Raw genomic sequence first — 21187 nt, 5'->3', positions numbered from 1 at the left:
TAAACCAAAAAGAACAACTAAACTTTTATTAATGGAGCAGCACTTACAAGCACAGTTTTTAGCGAAATACGGCAGGGAAAACACCGAAACCTATTTTACACCGGGCCGGGTGAACCTGATTGGTGAACACATTGATTACAACGGCGGACTCGTTATGCCTGCAGCGATCACGATGGGAACCTGGGTATTGCTTGCTCCCAATAACGAAAACCGGGTCCGTTTCAGCAGCGTCAACTTTCCTGAAGAAGGAACATTTGACCTTGGCGAAACGCTCAGCAAAACGGGAAAAGAGTGGTTTAATTACCCGCTGGGTGTATTCCATGAAATGTTGGCCGATGGCCGGAAGCCTGGGGGCCTTGACCTGCTGTTTTTCGGCAATGTGCCGATCGGCTCAGGCCTGTCGTCGTCGGCTTCTATAGAGGTTGCAACCGCTTATGCACTGAACGAACATTTTGACCTGGGCTATACCCGCCTGGAGCTGGTGCAGCTGGCGCAACGGGTTGAGAATAAATTTATCGGAGTAAACTGCGGCATTATGGACCAGTTTGCTGTTGCCTTTGGCCAGCGGGACAAAGCCATTTTGCTTGACTGCGACACGCTCAAACACAAAATGGTCGACTGCAACATTGGCGACCACGTCCTGGCCATCATTAACACAAATAAACCACGTGAACTCGCAGAATCCAAATACAATGAACGGGTCGAAGAATGCCAGGCTGCAGTGAAAGCATTGCAGCAGGAAATCAGCATACAGAACCTTTGCGAACTGACTGCTGAGAAATTTGCACTTCACAGCCACCTGATCACTGATGAAACCGTGCTCAAACGTGCCACCCATGTGGTCAGGGAAAACGACCGCGTACACCTGGCAGCCCGCGCGCTTAATGAAGGCGACCTGCCCACGTTCGGCAGGCTGATGTATGCCTCGCATGAGTCCCTGAAAGAACTGTACGAGGTAAGCGGCGCAGAGCTGGACGCCATCGTCTCGTTCTGCAGCACGTATCCCGGCGTTACCGGCGCAAGAATGACCGGAGCCGGCTTTGGCGGCTGCGCCATCGCCTTGCTTCAAAAAGGTCAGGAAGACGATTTTACAGAGAAACTGACAGCTGCCTATACAGAAAATATCGGCTACAAACCGGCGGTGTATATCAGTGAGATTGGTGAGGGTTCACACGAGCTTGTAGCTGTCAATGCGTAAATTAAAATTAGATGAGCTGAACCGCCCCGATCTGGCCACTTATCGACAGCAGGAAAAATTGCCGGTGGTCATCGTGCTTGATAACGTCAGGAGCCTCCACAACGTGGGCTCGGTATTTCGTACAGCCGATGGGTTTGCTGTAGAAAAAGTCATCCTCTGCGGCATTACCGGTCAGCCCCCCCACCGGGAAATCGAAAAGACCGCCCTGGGCGCAACCGCTTCGGTAAGCTGGGAGTATCAGCAACACACCGCCGATGCCATAGCCGGTCTGCGCCAGGCCGGTTACACCATTGCTGCCCTTGAGCAGGCGGCCGGCAGCACAATGCTTCACGGTTTTATACCAGACCCGCGCAAAAAATTTGCTTTGATACTTGGCAATGAGGTCGATGGGGTGAGCGACGCTGCGATGGCACTTATAGACCACTGCCTGGAGATCCCGCAGTTCGGAACGAAACACTCCTTTAATGTGGTTATTTCGGCCGGCATTGTACTGTGGGATTTTTATGCGAAGATGCGCCTCGGTTATGGAGCACAAGGTGCTTAAGAAATTAGGGCTCGTGCCAGGTCAGCAGCTGTTCGTTAACCTGCCGCCGCCGCAGGGTGAGTTCCTGACCGGAGTTGACGTGATTACTGCCCCGCCAACAGGGCCGGCTGCCGCCATCCTGTTGTTTGCCGACCGCACCGATATGTTGCATGCGTCAATGGCAACTCTGTTGCCGCATGTAACACCTGAAACCATTTTTTGGGTAGCCTATCCGAAGAAAAGTTCGGGGCAACAGAAAGACCTGTCAATGATGGCGCAGCGTTCTGCCTTGCTGGAATACGACTTGCAGCCCTGCGCATCGGTAAGCCTGGACAGGGTGTGGACCGCCGTCAGGCTCAAATTTACCGGGCAGATCAGGCGCTCGGGCATTGGCAATGCAGACATTTTAAAAAATGGCTACAACGACTATATCGATCCCGTTAACCGGGGGGTCCGACTGCCCGAAGATCTGCAGGCGGCGCTTGACCAGGATCCTGTCGCCGCTGGGGCATATCATTCGCTATCTTATACAAACCGCAAAGAATACGTAATCTGGCTGCTCAGTGCCAGGCAAGCTGAAACACGCAGCACGCGCCTGCTCAAAACCCTTGAAAAATTACGTTCGGGCAAGAAAAACCCAGGCGACAAGTAAACAGCAATCAGACACCCGCCGTTTCCTGCAGGACCTTATCGGGTGTAATGGGCAGTGACCGGATGCGTTTGCCTGTCGCATTGAAAACAGCGTTGGCCACAGCTGCAGAAAATCCGGTCAGCGCAATCTCGCCCATTCCTTTCGCTCCCATCGGGTTGATATGCGGATCGGGTTTGTCTATAAAGATTACTTCAATATCAGGAACGTCAGCATTGACCGGAACATGGTAGTCGCCAAAGTTATTATTGATATACCGGCCGTAACGGCTGTCGAGAACGGCCTCCTCGGTCAGCGCCATACCCATGCCACCTACCGCGCCGCCCACCATCTGGCTTTTTGCCGTTTTAGGGCTCACGATCTTCCCTGCGTCGCCAACTGAGACGATCCTGCTTACTTTAACGACCCCGGTACGGCGATGTACTTTTACCTGTACAAAATGGATAGAAAAAGAATACATGGAATATTTCGCCTGCTCAGCTCCCCCCTTCGACTCTTTCGTTACTTCGACATATGGCAGGTTATTTTTCTTCAGAATATCTGCGAAGGGCGCATCGGCCTTCAGCCCCGCGTTGACAGCCAGTTCTTTCAGGTTGCCCAGCAGCTGCAGGCAAACGTCGTTCACAGCCGCGCCTACTGTTGAAAGTGTCGATGACCCGCCCTGACTTGGTGCCGGCGGCAGTGAAGAGTCGCCAAGTTCAAAAGTGATACTTGATGCCGGGATACCCAATACACCCGCTGCAATGCGCACCATACCGGTTGCGGTACCGGGGCCGATATCACTTGCAGCGCTCTGCAGCACCAGCGACCCGTCGGCATTCAGCACCGCTCTAACGGTTGCCGATCGTCTGAAAGCGCCAAAAACACCTGTACTGACGCCGTAACCGATCTGCCAATCGCCTTCTGTAAGCTGCGCAGGCCGCTGAACCCGGTTTTTCCAGCCAATTGCCTGTGCACCCCGCTTGTAGGCTTCTTTCAGGTTCTTGTCTGAGAAGGGTTTATTTTTTTCGAGGTCGGTTTCCGGATCGTTCAAAACCCGGAAATCGAGCGGGTCCATGTTTAGTTTGAAAGCCAGTTCATCTATGGCGCTCTCCAGCGCGAAAGCCCCGGTTGCCTCACCCGGTCCGCGCATCCAGATTGGCACACTGAGATCGAGCGGGACGATGCCCGATGTGGTGTTCACATTTTCGCAACCGTACATAAATTTCGACATCCCGGTAATGTTCTCCATAAAATCTTCATAAACTGAAGACTGCGCAAGGGAATGGTGTGTAATGCCGGTCAGCCGGCCGTTGCGGCTGGCGCCCAGCCCGATCTTTTGCCAGGCAGCGGGCCGGTTGCCCACCATGGTAAACATCTGGTCGCGGGTAATAACCAGCTTGACCGGTCTGCCCACCAGCTTGGCCGCCATGACCGTTCCAATCTCAAGCGGCCAGGTGCGCAGCGCCATGCCAAAGCCGCCGCCCACAAATTCAGAAAAGACCTGTACATTTTCGGCCGGCAGGCCAAAGGTGCGTGCCAGGGTTCCCTGTGTGGCTTTAACGCCCTGCGTTTTGGCATAAACGGTTAGTTTATCTGCGGCGTTCCAAAATGCCAGGATGCCATGCAGTTCCATTGGATTATGTGTCTCGACCGGCAAAGTGTAGGTGGCTTCTACGCTGACAGCCGCCTGTTTATAGGCATCTGCTTCGCCGCGCTGGTATGCACCCTGCGCCGGATTCTTAGGCTTCTTGACCTGATCCAGGCTGCCGTCAAAATCTGTGTTGAATGCTTCTTTTTCATAACCCACCTCGACAAGCGACGCTGCATGCGTGGCGCGCTCGAATGTATCAGCTACCACCATGGCTACCGGCTGCCCGTTAAAGAAAATGCGGTCTGTATAAAAAATGCGCATGGCAGGCCCCTCCTTGCTCTCGTAACCCGCAGTAACCGGCCGGTTCAGGTGCGAAACAACGGCAAGCACACCCGGTGCACGTGCAGCGTTTCGTGTGTTGAGCTGTGTAATGCGTCCTTTGGTAATGGAACTGGTTACCAGTACGGCATAGGTCAGACCCGGTAGGTCAAACTCGGCAAAATACCGTGCTTTGCCGGTTACTTTGGCAACACCGTCCACGCGGTCGGTATCATCCGGAAAGAGGAATTTTTCTGACATATTAACTTTGCTGACTGGCTTCCGATAGCGCCTGCACAATGCTTTCGGCTGCCAGTGTGATCTTAAACTTGTTGTGTTTGAATGCCCGGGCTTCGGCGACCGAACGGTTTGCTGCCTCCCGGATCAAAGCAGGATCAAATTCTCTACCGCGTAAAAACGCTTCGGTAGCTGTTAACCGCCAGGGCTTATGGGCAACGCCCCCCAACGCAAGGCGCACTTCCCTGATCCGGTTTCCATCAAGCTCAAGCGCGGCAGCTACCGACACGAGCGCAAAAGCATACGAACTGCGGTCCCGCACCTTCAGGTATTGAACATGACGCCCGTAGGTATTAAGCGGTACCTCAACGCCAAGAATAATTTCGTTGGCCTTCAGGTTGTTGTCCAGCTGAGGCGTCTTTCCGGGCAGGCGATGAAATTCGCTGAGAGCAATGCGCCGTTCCCCGTTCGGCTGTCCGATGACCACAACGGCATCCAGGGCAGCCAGCGCAACACACATATCGCTCGGATGCACGGCAATACAATTTTCTGAATGTCCGAAAATGGCGTGCATGCGGTTATAACCCTCAAGCGCACCACAGCCGCTGCCCGGCTTACGTTTGTTGCAGGGCATGGTTATGTCGTAGAAATAACCGCAACGCGTACGCTGCATCAGGTTCCCGCCTACCGTAGCCATATTTCTCAGTTGTGCCGATGCGCCTTTGTTAAGCGCCATGGACAATAGTGGCAGTTTCTCCCGGATCAGTGCATGGTCTGCGACGGCTGCATTGCTGGCCAGTGCGCCAATGTGAATGTGACCTTCTTCCAGAGAGATATCTTTTAACGGCAGCTTGTTGATATCAATCAGTTTGTCGGGACTGCTCACCCCCTTCTTCATCAGGTCGACCAGGTTGGTGCCACCGGCGATGAAACTCGCATTTTTATCTTTCGCAAGCAGCGCCAGCGCTTTTTCCGTACTGCCGGCGCGCAGGTATTGAAAATTGATCATATCTTCCCTCCCGTTTTCTGTACTTCTTCTATTGCATCGACAATATGCGGATAAGCGCCGCAGCGGCAGATGTTACCGCTCATGTATTCGCGGATTTCATCGCGGGTGCGCGCATGCCCTTCGCGGATACAGGCAATGGCCGACATGATTTGCCCCGGCGTACAGTAACCGCATTGAAAACCGTCATGTTTGATAAATGCGGCCTGCATGGGGTGTAGTTCCCCCTCCCGGGCCAGTCCCTCAATGGTTGTCACTTCTTTACCCTCGTTCATAACGGCCAGACTAAGGCAGGAGTTAACGCGCTCCCCGTCAACATGAACGGTGCAGGCACCACATTGGCCATGGTCACAGCCCTTTTTGGTTCCCGTCAGCTTTAGTTGCTCCCGAAGCAGGTCAAGTAAGGTGACCCGCGGTTCGACAGACAGGGCATGCGCCTGGCCATTTACGGTTAAACGAAGCGGAATTTTCTCAAATAGTTCAGCGAACCGTTCATCGGCTTTTTCAGATGCCGCCTTGAGCACGGCGCCGGGCGTCAGGCTGAGCGCGGTGATGAGCGTACTGTCGCGAAGAAAGTTGCGCCGCCCGGGCGATGGTGTGCCCGGTTTTTCTTTGTTATCTGCCATAGAGCGATCAGTCATACAAATTGTGTAATCCTTACCTAAGTTCGTTAAAGCATTTGTGAAAACTGCCTGGCCCCGGAATTTAGAATGATTCCAGGCGAAAGTAAAAAAGGTCCCCTTACGGGGACCCTTATGGTTGTTTAATTTTAGGTACGTATGTTAAGCGTAGGCAACCGCGTCTTTCGACGGAAGTTTAGTTACACCCCCGTTCAGGTATTCGTCGACCTTTCTTGCCGCCTCGCGCCCTTCAGAGATGGCCCAAACCACAAGCGATTGGCCGCGGCGCATGTCTCCGGCCGTAAAAACCTTTGCCATATTGGTCTGGTATAAACCTTCTGTGGCTTTTACATTGCCGCGGTTATCGAGTTCGACACCCAATTTTTCAATCATGCCTTCATGCTGCGGATGCACAAAGCCCATGGCCAGCAAAGCAAGCTGACAAGGCAGCTCACGCTCCGTTCCGGCAACCTCTTTAAATGATACCGGCCGGCCGGCAGCATCGATTTCCCATTCTACATCAACTACACGCAGGGCGACCAGGTTGTTTTGCGCGTCACGTACAAACTCTTTTGTATTGACCGACCAGCCCCGCTCGCAGCCTTCTTCGTGAGAAGACGTAACTTTCAGCAGCATGGGATAGGTTGGCCAGGGCATGTTGTCGGTACGGGCAGATGAAGGCATTGGCATGATCTCAAACTGGGTAACCGAGCGGGCACCGTGGCGGTTTGAGGTACCAATACAGTCTGAACCGGTATCGCCACCGCCAATAACGATCACATCCTTGCCGGCTGCAGAGATCTCAGCTTCGTCGAAACCGATGCCGGCTACCCGCTTGTTTTGCTGTTTGAGAAATTCCATTGCAAAGTGCACACCCGCGCCGTTTCTTCCAGGTGCTGGCAGATCGCGCGGTACAGTAGAGCCGCCCGCAAGCACCAGCGCATGGTAATCGCGCAGCAGGGTACCGATCTCGATGTTTTCGCCAACATTGGCATTGAATTTAAACACAACACCTTCGTCCTGCATAAGCTGCACCCGTCTTTGAACCACATCCTTTTGCAATTTAAAGTCAGGAATACCGTACCGGAGTAATCCGCCGGCTGCATCATCGCGTTCGAAAACTGTTACCTCGTGGCCCACTTTGTTTAGCTGTGCCGCTGCAGCGAGTCCTGCCGGACCCGAACCAATGACGGCCACTTTTTTTCCGGTTCGGATGAGCGGCGGATTGGGCTTGATGTAACCTTTCTGAAAAGCGATTTCAATAATGTGTTTCTCAATCTCTTCAATCGATACGGGGGGCTTGTTGATACCGAGCACGCAAGATGACTCGCACGGAGCCGGACAAATTCTTCCGGTAAACTCCGGGAAGTTGTTGGTGCTTAGCAAAATTTCAGTAGCCTGGTACCAGTCAGCTTTGTAAACCGCATCATTAAATTCGGGGATCACATTGCCAAGCGGGCAGCCCGACTGGCAGAATGGAACGCCGCAGTCCATGCACCGTGCGGCCTGCTTGTTCAGTTGCTCTTCTCCAAGTGGCGCAACAAACTCATTGTAGTGATTAATGCGCGATTTGGGTGCCTCCTTTTCAGGAGATTTCCTGTCATATTCTAAAAATCCTGTTACTTTTCCCATGGCTATTTGATCACTTCTTGAGTTTTACGTTTGTTTAATGCGGCTTTGTATTCTTTAGGGAATACTTTGATAAAATGGTTGTGCTGAGCTTTCCAATCGTTTAAGATAAACTCCGCAACCTTGCTGTCTGTGAGTTTAATATGCTTTTTGAGCAAATCGATGATACGATCTTCGTCTTCAGATGAAAGCGGATCGAGATCGACCATTTCCTTGTTGCACTTACGCGCAAAGGTGCCGTCGGTATCATAGATCCAGGCCACGCCGCCACTCATGCCCGCAGCGAAGTTGCTGCCGGTGCTGCCAAGTACCAGGACTTCACCGCCCGTCATGTATTCACAGCCGTGGTCGCCCACACCTTCAACAACGGCAGTAGCACCCGAGTTGCGTACGGCGAAACGCTCGCCTGCCTTACCGCGAATGAACAGTTCGCCTGATGTGGCCCCGTACATGGCCACGTTGCCGATTATAATGTTTTGTTCAGGCACATATTTAACGTTAGAGAACGGGTAAATAGCCAGTCTGGCGCCGGAGAGTCCCTTGCCCACGTAATCGTTTGCTTCCCCTTCCAGGTGCAGCGTCAGGCCTTTTGTAGCAAACGCACCGAAACTCTGCCCTGCAGAACCGACAAACTTGAAATTGATGGTATCGTGCGGAAGCCCGGCACTTTTGTGCACCTTCGAAATTTCGTTCGAGAGCATCGTGCCGATAGCCCGGTCAGTATTGATCACGTTGAAGTTGGCAAACACCGGCTCGTTGTTCTGAATAGCTGGCTGCGCTGCTTCAATAAGCCTGCGGTCCAGCACATTGTCCAGTCCATGGTCCTGCGTTTCTGTATTGTACAGGCTTAACCCGTTATCTTCGGCTTTATGAAGAATGCCGCTCAGGTCTACAAACTTCAGCTTCCAGTCTGCCTCAGGTATCTGGCGCATTTTAAGAAGGTCGGCCTGACCGATCATCTCGTTCACGGTACGGAAGCCAAGTTCGGCCATGATCTCGCGAAGTTCCATAGCCAGGAAGTAAAACAGGTTAACCACATGGTCTGCCTGCCCGGTAAACAGTTTTCTGAGCTCCGGATCCTGGGTGGCAACGCCGACCGGACAGGTGTTCAGGTGGCACTTACGCATCATGATGCATCCCGAGGTAACCAGGGCGGCGGTAGCCACACCCCATTCTTCGGCGCCAAGCAGGGCCGCAATGGCAATGTCCTTGCCGGTTTTCAACTGGCCATCTGTTTGCAGCACAACCCGGCTTCTCAGCCTGTTCCGAACCAGTGTCTGGTGCGCTTCGGCCAGGCCAAGCTCCCAGGGCAGACCAGCATGCTGGATAGAGGTAAGCGGCGATGCGCCTGTGCCCCCGTCGTATCCTGAGACCAGGATTACATCGGCATGTGCTTTCGCCACGCCGGCAGCGATCGTTCCGACCCCGGCTTTAGATACCAGTTTAACGTTAATGCGGGCAGCCCGGTTGGCATTCTTCAGGTCATAGATCAGTTGCGCAAGGTCCTCGATAGAATAAATGTCGTGGTGAGGCGGCGGCGAGATCAGGCCGACACCCGGGGTACTGTGACGTACCTTGGCAATCCAGTCGTCTACCTTATGTCCTGGCAATTGCCCACCTTCGCCGGGTTTTGCGCCCTGGGCCATTTTGATCTGCAGTTCATCTGCATTGGTGAGGTAATAACTGGTTACACCAAAGCGGGCCGATGCGATCTGCTTGATGGCCGAGCGCATGGAATCGCCGTTTGGCAGGTGTTCATACCGGATCTCGTCTTCCCCGCCTTCTCCGGTATTGCTTTTGCCGCCGATGCGGTTCATTGCAATGGCCAGGGTGGAATGCGCCTCATGTGAAATTGAGCCGAAAGACATGGCTCCGGTAGCGAAACGTTTAAATATCTGTTCGATCGGTTCTACTTCTTCAAGCGGCACCGGCGTGCGGCTGTAGTTGAACTCGAAAAGACCGCGAATGGTATAAGCCTGCTCGGTCTGCTCATTGATCAGCTTCGAATATTGTTTATAGGTCTGGTAATCATTGCGCCGGGTTGCATTTTGCAGCAGGTGAATGGTCTGCGGGTTGAACAGGTGTTTTTCACCCCGACGGCGCCATTTATAGGTGCCACCTGCCGGCAGAATGTCTTCCTGCGAAGAAGACGCATTGAACGACCGCCGGTGTTTGATCAGCGTTTCGAGCGCAATCTCATCCAGGCCAAGCCCCCCGATGCGCGAAACGGCGCCCGTAAAATAAGTGTTGACCACCTGCTTGTTCAGGCCGAGCACCTCGAATATTTGTGCACCGTGGTAAGACTGCAGCGTCGATATACCCATTTTTGAAAAGATCTTGAGCAAACCGTCATCTACCGCCTTGATGTAGTTCTGGATCAGTTTCTCACGCTTGATACCCGTTTCCTTTTCGAATCCTGAAATCGTTTCAAGGGCCAGGTAAGGGTTCACGGCCGTAGCGCCGAAGCCGAGTAAGGTGGCGAAGTGGTGTACTTCCCAGACATCGCCTGCTTCAACGACGATACCAACCGCACCGCGGTATCCTTTACGAATAAGGTGGTGGTGAACGGCCGAAACAGCCAACAGCGATGGAATGGCAGCATGCTCCGAGTCGATGGCGCGGTCAGAAAGCACGATGACCTGGAAACCGTCTTCTACCGCATCTACGGCATAGCGGCACAGGCGTTCCAATGCTTTCGCGAGCGAACCCGGTTTATCGTTCGCACGGAAATAGGTTTGCAGGGTTTTGGATTGGAAAACGCCGGTATCTATACTGCGCAGTTTCTCCAGTTCCAGGTTGGTCAGCACAGGTTGTTTGATGCCTACGCAGTGGCATTGCATCGGGTTTTCGTCGAGCAGGTTGCCTGCATTGCCCATAAATCCGGCCAGGCTCATAACCACGCGTTCGCGGATCGGATCGATAGGCGGATTGGTGACCTGCGCGAACAGCTGCTTGAAATAGGAACTGAGGTGCTGGGGCTGCTTAGACAGGATGGCCAGGGGCGTATCGGTTCCCATTGAACCAATGGCCTCTTTTCCGTCTACCGCCATGGGTTTCAGCAAAAGTTCGATGTCTTCGCGGCTGTAGCCGAATACCTGCTGATACTTAAAAATCGATTCTTCTGAAAGACCGGTAAAACTAACGCGCGGATCGGCGAGTTCTTCAAGCCTGATCTGGTACTGGTTAAGCCAGTCGCCGTATGGACGGCGGCTGCAGATCTCTTTTTTGATCTCGTCGTCGCTGATGATTCGGCCCTGCTCCATGTCTACGACGAACATTTTGCCCGGTGTTAACCGGCCCTTTTCAATGACTGTACTTTGGTCAATAGCCACAGCTCCCGCCTCAGAAGCAAGGATAACGCGGTCATCATCAGTAATGGCATACCTGGACGGACGCAGGCCATTGCGGTCAAGGGTGGCACCGATCAGTTTACCATCTGTAAAGGCGATCGCCGCCGGACCATCCCATGGCTCCATCAATGAAGCATGGAACTTATAAAAGGCTTTTTTAAGCGGATCCATGTCCTCATTGCCATCCCAGGCCTCTGGAATAAGCATCATGAGCACATGCGGAAGACTGCGGCCGGCATGCAGCAGCAATTCGACCACATTGTCAAGGCAACCTGAATCAGACTGGCTTTCGTCGATAACAGGAAGCAGGATATCCAGTTCTTCTTTGGTAAAATAAGGAGAAGCGAATGATTTGACGCTGGCACGGAACCAGTTCAGGTTACCCTGCAGGGTATTGATCTCGCCGTTGTGGGCGATGTAACGGAAAGGCTGGGCCAAACGCCACGATGGGAATGTATTGGTTGCAAAGCGAGAATGGACCAGGCCAAAAGCCGATACAACACGCTTATCATTCAGCTCGGTAAAATAGGTACGCACCTGTAACGAGGTGAGCTGCCCCTTGTATACCATGGTGTTCGCTGAGAAAGAAGCAATGTAAAATTCCTTGCCCCCGGCTACCGTACTATAAATGGTTTTGTTGAGATAGTTCTTGAAAACATAAAGTTTGCGCTCAAAGTCGGCACCCTGCGCAATGTGGTAGGGCCGTGCAATGAAAAGCTGCTCAATTTCAGGTTCTACAGACAGGGCAGTTTCACCAATGTCTTCGGTATTGACCAGCACCTTACGGAAACCGATCACTTCCAGCTCCAGCTTTTCAGCAGCGCGGTAAATCACTTCCCGGCACTCTTCCCGTGCACGTACATTTTTCGGAAGAAACAGCATACCCACTCCGTAATCTCCGTAATCCGGCAGGCTGAATCCTGTTTTCAGGCACTCATCATAAAGAAATTCATGAGGTACCTGGATCATTAAACCGGCGCCATCTCCGGTATTGGGCTCGGCCCCACATGCCCCGCGGTGATCAAGGTTCTCCAGGATGGTCAGTGCGTCTGAAATGATCTGATGCGACTTCCTCCCTTTCACATGTGCTATAAAGCCAATCCCACAAGCGTCGTGTTCAAACTGTTCATCGTAAAGTCCTTGGTTTGGTTTCATAATTTAGCTCGTTCGTATTGTGTTAGTGTATAGATGACACTAAGATACGAAAAATTTGCATATTTTTTATAACTTTAGTAGTCTTTTTTCTAAAACTTGATTATTTCGTTATCTCAACCCATTTTTTTTTACAAATAGATCAATTTACACGAGTAAAATTATCAATTTGATAATCGTATTTTTCAGCCGTAGTGTGGCTGACTGGCTGGCGTAACTGACTGGCCGGCCTGAGCGGCTGGAGGCTGCAAAACGGCCTTCAGGCGCAAAATAATAAGCTTATGTATCAATGATATAGCGGCTATCGATTGATAATATACAGATTAGTTTTCGCAAAATGAAAGGTTTTCCTACATTTGCGGCGGGCAAGTCTTTTACGACCAGCTCCCTTTGAACTCCCCCAGGGTGGGAACACAGCAAGGGTAGAAGGTTGTAGCGGTGCGATAAGAGGTGCTTGCCCTTTTTTTAAATCTATTCTGCATTTACCCGTTCTGGTGTTGAAAGTGCAAGGCCGGTAGGATAAAGGCATAAACCACTTATATTTTAACATGAAATTTTTCATTGACACGGCCAACCTTGATCAGATCAGGGAGGCACAGGACCTCGGCGTTCTGGATGGCGTAACCACCAATCCCAGCCTGATGGCCAAGGAGGGCATTACCGGCGCAGAAAACATCATCAATCATTATAAAGCCATTTGCGAAATTGTTGAAGACAACGTCAGTGCCGAAGTCATTTCGACAACCTATGATGAAATCATCAAAGAAGGCGAAGGTCTTGCTGCCCTGAACCCGAAAATCGTGGTCAAGGTGCCCATGATCAAAGACGGTGTTAAAGCCATCAAATACCTGAGCGGAAAAGGCATTCGTACCAACTGTACGTTGATTTTTTCACCCGGACAGGCCCTGCTGGCAGCAAAAGCCGGTGCAAGTTATGTATCTCCTTTCCTGGGTCGCCTGGACGACATTTCAAATGACGGCCTGGTCCTGATCGAAGACATTCGCACCATTTTCGACAACTACGGTTATGAAACCGAAATCCTTGCGGCCTCTATACGCAGTCCGCTGCACATTGTCAACTGTGCGAAACTTGGCGCCGATGTAATTACCAGTCCGCTGGCATCCATACTCGGTTTATTGAAGCATCCCCTTACCGACAGCGGCCTGGCCCAGTTCCTGGCCGATCATCAGAAAGCTGCCAAACAATAAGCGAAAACGCATTGCATCAAAGCCCCGCCCAACCCATGGGCGGGGCTTACTTTTTGACCAAAAAACTAATTTCGTCAGTTTTTACAATTCTGTGAATGTGTTGCGGAAAAGGCTTCGTAAACTTGCAGCTTAATTGCGCATATCATGAAAACTCTTTACCTCGCCGCACTCGGATTCATCCTTTCCATCGGCGGTTATGCCCAGTCCGGTCATACAGCCCGAGCCCGGCAGGCAGCAACCACCCATCTCAACACCAGCGCCGCACATCTTAACACCGTATTACAAAAACACCTTTCCGTCTGGAACGAACGCGACCAGGTTAAACGCCTGCAAAAGATCAGGCAAACGTATACACCCGACAGCCGTGTCGTTACGCCGGCGGTTACAGCGACAACATACGGCGAGATCGATGCAGCCGTGAACGAACTGCAACGCCAGCATAAAAACTACGTTTTCAGCACCGAAGGTACACCGGTTGTTTCAGGAGACAACATCACCTTCCCGGTGAACTTTGGCCCGCCAGGTTCCCGGCCGGTTTTTCGTGGCGAAGCCACGGCAAAACTGCGCGACGGCATCATTACCTTCCTGGAGGTAAAACTGCCCCGCCGCCTTACGGCAGCCCGCTAGCACCTCTCCTGCTGGTTGTAAACTGCTGGCAAACAAAGTGAAGGCAAGCATGTTCAGTGTTAGATTAATCTTAAGAACACTATGCCTTATTTTAACCTGAACATTCCGGAGAACGAAACAAGCACCGCATCCCTGTACTATGAAGACTGGGGAGCCGGAGACCCTGTCGTACTCATTCATGGCTGGCCGCTGTCGCACGAAATGTGGGAATACCAGATCGATGCATTGGTTACAGCCGGTTACCGGGTCATTGCTTACGACCGGCGGGGATTCGGCAAATCTGCGAAAACCTGGACCGGCTACGATTATGATACCCTTACTTCAGACCTTGCGGCCTTAATAGACGGACTAGCACTTGAGTCGGTAAGCCTGGTTGGTTTTTCCATGGGCGGCGGCGAAGTGGTCCGCTATCTGAGCCGTTTCGGCATTGACAAGATCAAAAAAGCGGTGCTGATCAGTTCTGTCGTACCCTTTATGCTGAAGACCGATGACCATCCGGAGGGCGTCCCGGCAGAACTCTTTGACGGTTTTGCAGAGAAGCTGGCCAATGACCGCCCGGCATTTCTTTCAGAATTTGCCAAACAGTTTTATGGCGAAGGGCTGCTCAGCAAGCCGGTAAGCCAGCACATACTGAACTGGCATCAGAATCTTTCTTTGCAGGCCAGCGCACGCGCTACCGAAAGGTGCCTGCAGTCGTTTTCAAGAACCGATTTTCGCTGCGACCTCGACAAGATCAGAATCCCCTTGCTGGTTATCCATGGCGATGCCGACAAAACGGTGCCTATCGAGGCAACCAGCGCCATCGTGGCCTCGCGTGTTCCGCAGGCCGAGTACACGGTCCTGGAAGGAGCACCGCACGGGCTTTTTATTACAGACCGCGACATGCTGAATCAGCGCCTCATCGATTTTCTAGGACAATAGCCAAAAAAAAGGAACAGGCGCCCCGGCAACAGGGCGCCTGCTTTGTTTTCCCGCGGCGGCCTGCAGACGGTTTGTTTAAACATCAAAAAGCGCCTACCTTTAGGCTGTCATTAACAAACTGATGGAACAAAAAGAATTTAAACCGTTCATACCGGCCGAACAGCATGTAGCAGAGCTGACCGTTAAATCCGTTTTACTGGGTAGCCTTGCAGGCGTTATCTTTGGCGCAGCTACAGTTTATCTTGCCCTGAAGGCAGGACTGACCGTTTCTGCATCAATCCCGATCGCAGTGCTGGCCATTACGCTTGGCAAACGTTTTTTCAAAACGACCATTCTCGAGAACAACATTATACAAACAACCGGATCGGCCGGCGAATCCATCGCAGCGGGTGTCGTATTTACGCTGCCCGGATTTTTATTTCTCAGCACCGGCCTCGGCGGGCAAAGCTCGGGCGAAGCATTTTTCAACTACATGACCATCCTGATCCTTGCTATTCTCGGCGGGATTTTGGGTACCCTCATGATGATTCCGCTGCGGCGCTCGCTCATTGTCAAGGAGCACCATACCCTTCCCTATCCCGAAGGTACAGCCTGCGCCTCTGTGCTGCAGGCCGGGGAGCGCGGCGGCAACTTTGCGCGCACAGCTTTCTGGGGACTTGGCTTTTCGCTTGTATATGCCCTTTGCCAGAAGGTATTCCATATTATCGCAGAAGTACCTGCATGGGCCACGCGTCAGACCAACAGGTTCCTGCCGGCTGCCCAGGTTAGCGGAGAAATTACACCTGAATACATGGGCGTGGGTTACATCATCGGCCCCCGCATAGCCGGCGTCCTGGTGGCGGGCGGCGTGCTGGCCTCGCTGGTGTTAATTCCCCTGCTGGCTACCCTGATAGACCCGCTGCGGGCAGCCCGGCAACTGGTTAAGATCGGTTTGCTTGCAGACCTGAACACAGCAGGCGGCGCCGGCAACTGGGATCCGGTTACCAAAACATTTGCCGATTATCCCAAAGCCATTTACCAGGCGTTTGTTAAACAGATCGGCGCCGGGGCCGTTGCAGCCGGCGGCTTTATTACCCTCCTTAAAACGCTGCCTACTATCGTATCATCTTTTAAAGAAAGTATCGGTTCCATTAAACAGCAAAGCGAAAAGGCTGCTGTAAAACGCACGGAGCGTGACCTTTCCATGAAAGTGGTGGCATTTGGCAGCATCGGTCTCATTGTACTTATGGCTTTGCTTCCCCAGGTACCCGGCGACACATTCCTTGGCAAATTGCTGCTGGGCGTGCTGGTTGTTATTTTCGGCGCTTTCTTTGTAACGGTTGCCAGCCGCATCGTGGGCCTGATCGGCTCCAGCAACAGCCCGGTATCGGGAATGACCATTGCCACGATCATGGGCACCTGCCTGGTTTTCATCGGCATGGGCTGGACCGGCAAGATTTATGAACCCATGGCCCTGGTTGTAGGCGGCATGGTCTGCATTGCGGCCGCTACGGCAGGTGCCACCTCGCAGGACCTCAAGACAGGCTACCTGATCGGCGCCACACCGAAGTACCAGCAGATCGCATTGTTCGTTGGCGTCATTGTGTCTGCGCTCGTGATCGGCATAACCGTACGCATCCTGGATACGCCCACAACCGAGATGGTTAAACAGGGCATCACACATGCCATTGGCACAGAAACGTATGCAGCCCCGCAGGCCACACTCATGGCTACGCTGATCAAGGGCATGTTGTCTTTCAACCTGGACTGGCAATATGTACTTGTAGGCGTGTTCATTGCCATTACGGTCGAGCTGTGCGGCATCAAGTCCCTTTCATTCGCAGTCGGGGCATACCTTCCGTTGTCTACAACCCTGCCGATCTTTGCCGGCGGTGCAATTCGCGCGCTGGCAGATTGGCGCCAGAAAAGAAAGGCGGCCAGTGTCGAGGAGGAAGAACTGGGCTCGGGCAATTTGTTTGCCACCGGCCTGGTTGCCGGCGGCGCCATTGCCGGCGTTATTGTAGCGATCCTATCGGTCATACCGGCAGTGAACGACAATTTGCAACTGGTTAGTGCGGAGAGCTGGCTGTCGTCAGTTTTGGGTCATGAAGGTTATGCCCTGCTTGGCGTACTTTTCTTTGCGGGTATGGGCCTGGTTTTGTATCGGGTCTCCAGGAAAAAAAATGATACAGCAGTATAATTGAAACAACAAAAGGTCCGGATTGATCGGGACCTTTTGTCTTAAGCTCTTACTTGTAAAGATCGAATTCTGCGATGCTTAACCTGTCTTCGTTGTTGTTTTGTGTGGTAGAACGAACCGTGAAACGCAGAAAACGGCAGTTGGCAGGTCTGGTTAGCCTGACAAATTGCTGTACAGGATTGGCCCGGATATTCGAAAATTCGCCTGCTGCCTGTATGGTCCATTCTTTTCCATCCTGGCTGGTTTCCAGTTCGTACCGTTCGGCCAGGCCCATTGCTGCACCATCCTGCCGTGGCAGGTAAGAAAAGGCTGAAAAGACCGTTTGTTTTCCGAGGTCAAATACAATTTGTACAGGTAACGCTCCTGATGCAGTAAGCCAGGTTGTATTTTTATTTCCATCAAGGGCATTGCGGCTATCGCCCGATGCAGGGCTCAATATCTGCCATGCCGACCTATCCAGTCCCGTCGTTTCTTTCAGGTAAGTCATTTGCTCGCCGGGTGCCTCGAGGAACAAAGCCAGGTCGCTCAGGGTGGGTGCCACAGGGGCATACAGTTTCAGCCTGAGCCGTTCAGCCTGCACCGGCGCCTTCAGTTTGATCAGCCGGGTAGACCCGATACTCGTTGCGGTGGCCAGGGCTTTCCAGCCGCCGTCCCGCTGAATTTCAACTTTTACACTGTCCAGACGCTGGCCGAGTTTAATGTTCTCGCGCAGCCGGATCAGGTCGAAGCGTTTCTGTCCCTTCAGGGCCACTTCAAGAACCGGGTTATGTACATAATCAGGCGGTGCCCAATAGCTGTACCGGTCGCCGTCCAGCAGGTTTTCGGGACGGTAGGCATTGCCCGGGCGGCTTTGAGCGGTCAGCAGTGTGGCTCCGGCAGCCAAGTTGGTGGAAAAAGTTTTCCTAAGCTTCTCGCCGAAGGCCCGCAGCGAAGCAACGTCGTGCGCATGCAGTCGTCCGTCGGGCATGGGTGCGATGCCCAGGCTCAGGTTGGCCCCGCGGCCCACGCTCTGCAGGTAGATGGCAAAGAGCTGATCTGGCGTTTTGACCTGGTCATCCTGATCGGCATGGTAAAACCAGCCCTTGCGGTGCGGCACATCACACTCGGCGGGTATCCAGAATTTGCCGTCGCGCTGACCGCTGGTCAGAAAGGTTTCAACCACGTGGCCGGGTGCCGGCTTGCTTCCATCTGGCCCCACAGGCGTAAAGGTGGCCCAGCAGGTTTCCCCTGCTGCGCCGCGTTCATTTCCTACCCAGCGAACATCGGGACCGATGTCGCTGAAAATGACCGCCCCGGGCTGGAGCTGGCGCGTTGTTTGCCAGAGTTTCTCCCATTCGTAATACGTTGCACGGTCTATTTTCCGGGTTTCGCGGGCGCCGCCATAATAACCATCGCCTCCGTTTGCGCCGTCATGCCAGCTCGTAAACAGTTCCCCGTAACGGGTGTATAACTCGCTCAGCTGCTCTCGGTAATGGCTTACGTAGGCCGGAGTTCCGTAGGCGGGGTCGTTCCGATCCCAGGCCGAGCAATACACGCCGAACTGCATGCCTGCCTTTCGGGTTGCCCGCATGAATTCCATCACCATATCGCCTTTTCCGTCCCGCCACGGACTTGCCTTGATGTTGTAGTTATTGGTTTTTGTTGGCCAGAGCGCAAAACCGTCGTGGTGTTTGGCCACGCTGATCAGTCCCCGAAAGCCGCCTGCCCTGACTGCAGTAGCAATCTGGTCGGCGTCAAAGGCTTTTGGATTGAAAATTTCTGGATCAGCATCGCCATACCCCCATTCCTTGTTCTCGAAAGTGGTGGGCGTAAAATGGACGAGCACATACATTTCCATTTCATGCCACCGCAACTGGGCGGCTGAGGGCACTGGCCCAAAAGGTTTCGGCGGGTTGTTCTGAGCACTGGCAGGCTTTGCCCCGGGCCAGCAAACGAACAGCGCGGGCAACAGCAGCCGGCAAAAATTTCTCATGTCAGGTAGTCGGGCTAAATGGTAAACAGGCAAATAAAAAGCTATTGCAAGCGATAACATTAGCAGCTTTTGCCCGAACGTTCAGCACAATTGGCCCTACCAGGATACCTGCGGCCAGCCGTTGCGGTAAAAAAGTGGTGCAATCAGCATCTGACGGCCTTTTTTGCGGTTCTCCTGTTCAATGGCATGAAAAGCAATCCAGGTCTTTCCCTTGTCATGAAGAATGGAGTTGTGACCGGGCGCGAGCCATTTTTGCTTGCTTTCCAGGATCGCGCTTTTGCCTGTGCCTGAAGCAGCGCCAAATGTAACATAAGGCCCTTCGACCGTTTTTGACCGGGCTACAAGCACTGCATAATCTGCCTTGTCACCGCAGCAGTTGTCGCCTGAATAATAAAGATAATAGTACCCTTTGTGCTGGTCAATCCATGCGCCCTCGATCAATTTCGTGTACCGGGTTTCCTGATCAGGAAAAAGCAGGTCTTTGGCTTTCGATCCCGGCAGAAAATCGCTCCAGTCGCTGTTCATTTCCTGTATCCGGATGGGTTGATGGCCCGACCCCCAGATCAGCAGGTTTTTGCCGGTGGCGGGATCGCGAAAAGCATAGGGATCAATGTTCACGAACGTTTCACCGCAGATCAGCGGGCTGCCCTTATCTTTGAATGGTCCCTCCGGTTTGTCAGCAAATGCCACCCCAAGGCATTTACCTGTTTTTTCGTCGGTCGACTCGGCAGAATAGAACATGACGTATTTTTTAATCCGGGCATCGTAAAGCACATGCGGTGCCCAGAAATGTTCGTTTCCCCAGGAAGGCTTTTGAGGCATTGCATCGGGCAGATCTTCCCAGTGCTGAAGGTCTGTGGAGCGCGCCGCCTGGATTGTCGATTTTCCCTGGGTAGCATACACGTACCATGCACCATTGAAACGCATAACCGTCGGGTCCGGGAAATCGCGGGCAATGACGGGGTTATTAAGCTGCGCTGACACGCGCATAAAGCCGGGCAAAAACAGCAGAAGAAAGAGATATAAAGGTTTCATTGTGTTGTTAAAGGTTCTTGGTTTCATTTACCGGGAGTTTCCCTAAGCCAGATCAGGGCAGATGCATCGGGAACGACCTGGTCGCCGCCTGCGGCTGATTTTTCGAAGTTCAAAGGAACGATGGCCGTGCGCCGCCTTCCTACCTTCGTGTTGCTGAAATGCGTATGAAAAACATAAAAAAGTTTGTTGCCCGGGCCTTTAAACAAGTCTCCATGACCGGTTCCGTTCATTTTTACCAGCTTTTTATCTAAAACCGGGTTGCCTGCAAACTTGGTGAAGGGTCCGGCGGGATGCCTTGAAGTTGCATACCCTACGGCGTAATCTGGGTTACGGAAATCGTTGGCCGTGTAAAACAGGTAATAAAGCCCCTTATGTTTAATGACCGTTGGCCCTTCGGCCACAGGCCAGCTATTCGTCGTATTCTCCCAGGGAAGCGTGGCCGACACACAGTGTTTTAACGTTTCCGGCCGTATGTCTGACAGATCGGGGAGCATTTCTGCCACGAACAACTGGTTTCCCGGATCCACGCGGACATGATACAGGTAAATTTTGCCGTTTTCAATTAAGACAAAGGGATCGATCTGCCGTTGGGTAGATTTCAGGTGTTTCAGAACAGTCTGTTTGAACGGGCCCAGCGGGCTGTCGGCCGTCGCCAAAGCGATCTGCTCATTTGCCACATAGGCCATGTGGTACTTGCCACGGTACTTGAACACCTGGGGCGCCCAAAAGCCGCGATCGCCAAAAGATTCCCCCTTTTTCAAGGCGAACCCGCCATCGTTCCAATGCTCCAGGTCTTTTGAGGTATATACCTTAAAACCGGTGGCCTCGCCGGTGCCGTACAGGTAATACAGGCCTTTTTCGGCGTACACAGAGGGGTCTGCAAGCAGGATGTTGTTTTCTGGTGGTTCCTGGGCGTGAAGGTCTGCGGTGCGAAACAGCACCATTCCTGCCAGCAGGCATTTGTAAATCGGTTTCATTTGTGTTTGTTTT

15 protein-coding genes and 1 other RNA gene are annotated in these 21187 nt (G+C 52.8%); 8 read left to right on the top strand and 8 right to left on the bottom strand.

Going from position 1 to position 21187, the window contains the following annotated elements; genetic code table 11:
* The first annotated feature begins 31 nt into the window (after positions 1-31).
* The 3 genes from C7T94_RS10470 to C7T94_RS10460 are packed head-to-tail and all read left to right on the top strand — an operon-like array spanning position 32 to position 2373.
* Positions 32-1198 (top strand): galactokinase, encoded by a 1167-nt coding sequence (locus C7T94_RS10470; RefSeq protein WP_107215296.1) that lies wholly within the window; start codon positions 32-34, stop codon positions 1196-1198.
* Complete coding sequence (locus C7T94_RS10465; protein WP_107215295.1) at positions 1191-1742, top strand: RNA methyltransferase; 552 nt, start codon at positions 1191-1193, stop codon at positions 1740-1742. Before C7T94_RS10470 ends, C7T94_RS10465 begins: the two co-directional genes overlap by 8 nt.
* Positions 1723-2373: a YdeI/OmpD-associated family protein gene (locus C7T94_RS10460; protein ID WP_162618649.1), complete on the top strand. Its 651-nt coding sequence runs from the start codon at positions 1723-1725 to the stop codon at positions 2371-2373. The genes C7T94_RS10465 and C7T94_RS10460 overlap by 20 nt, the downstream gene beginning before the upstream one ends.
* A 7-nt stretch (positions 2374-2380) precedes the next feature.
* Here the strand turns inward: C7T94_RS10460 and C7T94_RS10455 are convergent, their stop codons facing one another.
* The 5 genes from C7T94_RS10455 to gltB all read right to left on the bottom strand — a co-directional run bounded on the left by C7T94_RS10455 (position 2381) and on the right by gltB (position 12258).
* Positions 2381-4522 carry a xanthine dehydrogenase family protein molybdopterin-binding subunit gene (locus C7T94_RS10455; protein WP_107215293.1) on the bottom strand — a complete coding sequence of 714 codons (2142 nt, stop codon included), beginning with the start codon at positions 4520-4522 and terminating at the stop codon, positions 2381-2383.
* A 1-nt stretch (position 4523) separates the two neighbouring features.
* Positions 4524-5507 carry an FAD binding domain-containing protein gene (locus tag C7T94_RS10450; RefSeq protein ID WP_107215292.1) on the bottom strand — a complete coding sequence of 328 codons (984 nt, stop codon included), beginning with the start codon at positions 5505-5507 and terminating at the stop codon, positions 4524-4526.
* The gene (locus tag C7T94_RS10445; RefSeq protein ID WP_204353259.1) at positions 5504-6130 is read right to left on the bottom strand and encodes a (2Fe-2S)-binding protein; all 627 of its coding nucleotides are present in this window, start codon (positions 6128-6130) and stop codon (positions 5504-5506) included. Before C7T94_RS10445 ends, C7T94_RS10450 begins: the two co-directional genes overlap by 4 nt.
* Positions 6131-6286: 156 nt before the next feature.
* Positions 6287-7756: a glutamate synthase subunit beta gene (locus tag C7T94_RS10440; RefSeq protein ID WP_107215290.1), complete on the bottom strand. Its 1470-nt coding sequence runs from the start codon at positions 7754-7756 to the stop codon at positions 6287-6289.
* A 2-nt stretch (positions 7757-7758) separates the two neighbouring features.
* Positions 7759-12258 carry a glutamate synthase large subunit gene (gene gltB / locus C7T94_RS10435; protein ID WP_107215289.1) on the bottom strand — a complete coding sequence of 1500 codons (4500 nt, stop codon included), beginning with the start codon at positions 12256-12258 and terminating at the stop codon, positions 7759-7761.
* A gap of 360 nt (positions 12259-12618) precedes the next feature.
* On the opposite strand from gltB, the gene ffs reads away from it, so the two are divergent.
* From ffs to C7T94_RS10410, 5 genes are all read left to right on the top strand, one after another.
* An RNA gene (gene ffs / locus C7T94_RS10430) (signal recognition particle sRNA small type) lies at positions 12619-12718 on the top strand.
* 85 nt (positions 12719-12803) lie between these two features.
* Positions 12804-13463: a fructose-6-phosphate aldolase gene (gene fsa, locus C7T94_RS10425; protein WP_107215288.1), complete on the top strand. Its 660-nt coding sequence runs from the start codon at positions 12804-12806 to the stop codon at positions 13461-13463.
* A gap of 144 nt (positions 13464-13607) precedes the next feature.
* Entirely contained in the window at positions 13608-14090 is a 483-nt protein-coding gene (locus C7T94_RS10420) for a nuclear transport factor 2 family protein (protein WP_107215287.1), read from the top strand.
* Positions 14091-14171: 81 nt separating this feature from the next.
* A complete protein-coding gene (locus C7T94_RS10415) occupies positions 14172-15011 on the top strand; it encodes an alpha/beta fold hydrolase (protein WP_107215286.1) in 840 nt (279 codons plus the stop codon).
* A gap of 121 nt (positions 15012-15132) precedes the next feature.
* Positions 15133-17190 (top strand): OPT family oligopeptide transporter, encoded by a 2058-nt coding sequence (locus C7T94_RS10410; RefSeq protein ID WP_107215285.1) that lies wholly within the window; start codon positions 15133-15135, stop codon positions 17188-17190.
* Between the two features lie 49 nt (positions 17191-17239).
* Here C7T94_RS10410 and C7T94_RS10405 read toward each other — a convergent pair whose 3' ends face one another.
* From C7T94_RS10405 to C7T94_RS10395, 3 genes are all read right to left on the bottom strand, one after another.
* The gene (locus C7T94_RS10405) at positions 17240-19162 is read right to left on the bottom strand and encodes an alpha-L-fucosidase (protein WP_107215284.1); all 1923 of its coding nucleotides are present in this window, start codon (positions 19160-19162) and stop codon (positions 17240-17242) included.
* A 96-nt stretch (positions 19163-19258) separates the two neighbouring features.
* On the bottom strand, positions 19259-20224 hold the full coding sequence (locus C7T94_RS10400; RefSeq protein ID WP_107215283.1) for a glycoside hydrolase family 43 protein: 966 nt from the start codon (positions 20222-20224) through the stop codon (positions 19259-19261).
* Positions 20221-21174 carry a glycoside hydrolase family 43 protein gene (locus tag C7T94_RS10395; RefSeq protein WP_107216056.1) on the bottom strand — a complete coding sequence of 318 codons (954 nt, stop codon included), beginning with the start codon at positions 21172-21174 and terminating at the stop codon, positions 20221-20223. Before C7T94_RS10395 ends, C7T94_RS10400 begins: the two co-directional genes overlap by 4 nt.
* Positions 21175-21187 lie beyond the last annotated feature (13 nt).

Origin of the sequence: Pedobacter yulinensis (genome assembly GCF_003029735.1) — a bacterium.
Taxonomy (GTDB): Bacteria; Bacteroidota; Bacteroidia; order Sphingobacteriales; family Sphingobacteriaceae; genus Pedobacter; species Pedobacter yulinensis.
This window is presented reverse-complemented; position numbering and strand designations above follow the sequence as displayed.